This window comes from Methanosarcina spelaei, from assembly GCF_002287235.1.
Taxonomy (GTDB): Archaea; Halobacteriota; Methanosarcinia; order Methanosarcinales; family Methanosarcinaceae; genus Methanosarcina; species Methanosarcina spelaei.
Genome location: NZ_LMVP01000151.1, coordinates 1 through 4,403, shown reverse-complemented (window position 1 = coordinate 4,403; position 4,403 = coordinate 1). Strand labels below are relative to the sequence as shown.

The 4,403-nt window shown below is 38.5% G+C and carries 3 protein-coding genes; all 3 read left to right on the top strand.

The annotated features are described in order from the left end of the window. On the top strand, positions 1-610 hold a 610-nt coding region (locus ASJ81_RS09170), incomplete at its 5' end, for an IS1634 family transposase (protein ID WP_141241642.1). A 1,374-nt stretch (positions 611-1,984) separates the two neighbouring features. Then, the gene (locus tag ASJ81_RS09165) at positions 1,985-2,347 is read left to right on the top strand and encodes a hypothetical protein (RefSeq protein WP_095644209.1); all 363 of its coding nucleotides are present in this window, start codon (positions 1,985-1,987) and stop codon (positions 2,345-2,347) included. Positions 2,348-2,367: 20 nt separating this feature from the next. Continuing rightward, positions 2,368-3,921 carry a flippase gene (locus ASJ81_RS09160; protein ID WP_095644208.1) on the top strand — a complete coding sequence of 518 codons (1,554 nt, stop codon included), beginning with the start codon at positions 2,368-2,370 and terminating at the stop codon, positions 3,919-3,921. The last annotated feature ends 482 nt before the right edge of the window (positions 3,922-4,403 follow it).

Sequence of the window (4,403 nt, the reverse complement as noted above, 5' to 3'; positions counted from 1 at the left end):
TGCAGATTTCCCTTCTATTGTGTTTGAAAAAGTAGATTTGAAAACCGTTAAAAAACGTGAAACAGGTAAAAGAGGCAGAATTTCTAAAGATGAGAAATTGAAGACATATTACAGGATTGAGGGGGTTATAAAGGTTAATGATGATTTTGTTTTAAAAGAAATGGAGAAAATGGGACTTTTCATTCTTGCAAGTAATGATATCAGTCTTTCTCCTGAAGAGATGCTGAAGTATTATAAAGGACAGGATAAAGTAGAAAAAGGATTCAGATTTTTGAAAAGTGATACCTTTAGCGTATCGAAGGTGTATCTCAAGAATAAATCAAGAATTGAAGCGTTGACAATGATAATGGTTCTCTGCTTGATGATTTATTCAATTGCGGAATGGAAATTAAGGACAAAATTAGAAGAAGAAAATGAAACGGTTCCAGATCAGAAAGGAAAACCAACAAAAAGACCGACAATGAGATGGATATTTTTCAAGTTTCAGGAAATTACAGAACTTATAACTCAGAAAAAAGGGAAAGCAAAGTCAGAAATTCTAAATATGGAAGAGATTCATTGGAAGATATTGAGTCTAATGGGAGAGGAATATGAAAATATATACCTCTAGCCTACTTTCGGCAGGTCGACATAAGGAATCTGAATATTTTTATTGATATCGTTTTTCAACATTTGATAATTATCTAGTAGAGTTAAAGCTGGTTAACGTGTGGCTCAACTCCAACGACATATATAAACACTGAATCATTTTTATATCAAAGTTTAGCATGAAAGATTATGTTTGGATCATATGTAAACCTAATAACTACATACAACAAGGGAGCATTATTTCAAAATCGACATCACTAAAATTATAGAAAATGAAATGTCGACCTGCCGAATCTAGGTTATGAAGTTTCATTTTGAGATATTTTATCTCTGAAAATGTTTTTCTACTCTGGCTATATTTGAATAATATCGGAATAAATTCTCTTCTATCAGGACTACTCATTACTGAATAAAAGAAATTGAGATTATCCGTAATGGATAATTCAAGTTTTTGAAAAGTCTTAAACCTCTTTGAAGGCTTATTTCCTCTATCTGGAGTTTTTAATTGTTTTGAATATTTGCCCTGGGTTGAAAGTTTTAAAAGCTGGAACCTTCATCCTATTGATCCTTGACAGGAGACATATTAAATAAGGTTTCCTTCAGGATGCTATCTTACCTCATTATGATAACTCAATGAGGATTCCAAAAAGCTTTTATATTAAGTCGATGAGGTACTCCATAGAAATCTTGGGAGAAATTTAAAAAATATATAATAAGTTTCCTTTATTCAAGTTTCAAAAAAACGACATAATAAGGAATTTGCTCTGCCACCCTGAAACGGCTAAATTGATTACGAACTCTTGTGGAATTAGAAAGGAAAAGACTCGACGAGTTTCGTAAGCCGATTCCGGAGTGAAAAAACAGATTCCAAGCTTCAAAAAACAAACAAAATGTCTGTTGAGTTAAGAAGCAAATTAGCAGAGGCAAACCAGAATTAATACAAGGCGAGTAGAACCCATATCCGCCTTCCATAACCCAATCCTGAATCGTATCCAGGATTCACCATGCAGTTCACACAGATCCCTACCCAAGGATCCAACCCAAAGTCCAACCTGCAGTTCACATAGATTCCTACCCAGGATCTAACCCAAAGTCCAACCTAAAATCCAACCTGCGATCCAACAGGGGTCTTTCGGATTCAATCCAAAATCCAACCTGCGGTTCAACAGCGGTTCCATGGATTCAATCCAGCCTAACCTTCGATCCAACAGGGACCCTCCTGAACCTGGCCCAAAATCAGCTTCGAATATTCGGCACCTAACCGAGGATTAACCCAAGATCCGCATTCGAGCCATTTTGGGACCCAACAGGACTCAACCTTGATCCAACATAGTAGTTGACCCCACGATCCCATCAAGATTTAGCTCCCATCCAATCCTGAAGGGCGTAAGAAATCATGCAGCTTATCAAGAAACCCGAAAATCTTGCCTTGGAAGCTCAGAAAGGAGCAGCCAGACAAAAAGTTGAGCAAAAAGACCGATGTACTGACAAACTTAAAACTTACAACTGTTTTAAGGAATTAAAAACAGATAACTTTGAAACCCTAAACCCAGAAATGAGATTTTGCATAACATACAGTAACAGTATCCTATCTGATAGTACCTGCAAGGCTGAAAGACCAGGTTTACCTCTCCTGCAAACTGCTGAGAAAGACATATCAGGCTTTAACCTGCAGTTGACTGGGAAAATTTTACAAGTAGTCACTGGCAATGCAACCGAATACTGCTCCTGCCCGTTGACCCGGAAAGTCGAGAACTAACCCAATAAAACGGTGTTAACATGTCAGTTAACGACTCGGTCAACCGGATAGTGACAGGTTCCGGCGTAATACTTGCAGGAACCTTTATTGGAATGCTTCTCGACATTATTACTAAAAAAGTACTCACTTCACATCTCGCGCCAGCTGACTTTGGCACATACTCCCTTGCACTTACTGTGATCTCAATTACAGGTGCATTTGCAACCCTTGGACTCAATGAAGGTGTTCCGAGATATATTGCATTCTTCAGAGGCAAGCATGAGGAACAGAAGGTACATGAGTTAATCATCTCAGCCATGATTATGGGCTTGATTGCAGGCTTGATTTCAGTTCTGGTATCACCTTCCCTATTCCATGCTCTGGCAGGAAATGGCTTTGATGCGCAAGGCAAAGTATTGTCCGTAGTGAAGATCCTTATCTTTGCGGTCCCGTTTACAATACTCCTGAACCTGACAGTAGCAATCTACAGGGGATTCGACCGTACTAGTGTTAACATGTATTTTTATAACATTATAAGGCCGGTATCTCTGCTTGGATTTGCTACGATTGCCGTGTTTATCAAGGCTTCCCTGAAAGGAGTAGTGTTTGCGGATCTGCTCTCAATGATCTTTACCTTCAGCATAATGTCCGTATACTTCATAAGGAGGCCGCCAGTTAAGCATAAAGCCAAACAGGAACGGAAGATTCAATTCAGTGACACAACCAGGCAGTTGATAAGGTATTCGTTCCCACTTTTGATAACCGCAACTCTACTCAACATTATGAGCTGGATAGACACAATAATGCTCGGTTATTTCAAGTCTGCTGAAACCGTTGGAATTTACAATGCAGTATATCCTCTTGTAGGATTCTTGTCTCTGGTAGTATCTTCCGTAGGCTTTGTTTATGTCCCTATTACATCCAGGCTCTGGGGTCAAAACGAGACTGCTCCACTTGGCTCAATCTATGCAGTAATGACTAAATGGTGCTTCCTGCTCACGTTCCCTCTATTTGCACTTATATTCGTGTATCCCGAATACTTTATTACAAAGCTCTATGGAGCACAATACGTAAGCGGAGCCACTTCCCTGCGTATCCTTGCCCTTGGGTTCATAACAAACTCGTACTTCGGGTTTAACTATCACACCCTGTTAGCCTCTGGGGACTCGGATTTCCTTATGAAGTGCTCAGTAGCAAGTGCAGGCATTAATGTCGCCCTCAACTTCATGTTAATACCTGAGTATGGAATGATAGGTGCAGCTGTAGGAACTGCAGTGTCCTTTGTATCCATCGAGGTTCTGATGACTTTAAGGGCCTGGAGAAAGCAGAATATGCATCCTTTCACCTCGATGTACAGGAAATTAACTTTCATCGTTATCTTGATGGTCGGGGCCATGCTCGCAGCCAGGAATGCGCATCTACTTACCGGAGCACTCTGGGAGTATGTAGCCTTCATAGTCGGATATTTCCTGATTGTCAATCATGCAAAAATCCTGGACAATACTGAAATGGAGATGATAGGTGAAATCCGGAAGAATTTCAGGTATAGGATCAGCCTCCGTATTCCCGAAACATTCAAAACCCTTACATCGTAATTTAATCCGTGCAAGGAAAAGCCAGCAATCTTATAGTTAAAAAATATCAGAAACCTGAACCTCCACGGATCAAAGTGAAAAAGAAGATACAGATAGTGCTATAGTTCATCCCAAAATCAATTTTATTCTCAAATCAATGAGAGTTTCAGAACTATATTTCATGGTCAGAAACTCTATTGATTATTCCATATATGAAATTCAGATGAGCAATTTTGGTTTTTGGAATAACTCCAGTACTAATATCATAAGATCCCTAGTCTAATATCATAAGATCCCAAGGTTCTAAACTACAGTAGTTACGAAATACTTACTTGTGCTTGATTTCATTCATCAAGTAAGCAAATCTCAACTTTTTATTAAGTTGAGAAGTCTTAATTTTTTATTAAGAGAATAAATCTTAATTCGTATCCTCTTCAAATTCAATGGTTTTTCAACCGCATAAAAAATATAATAGTTTTTCCATTTTCCCTTATCATATTTTG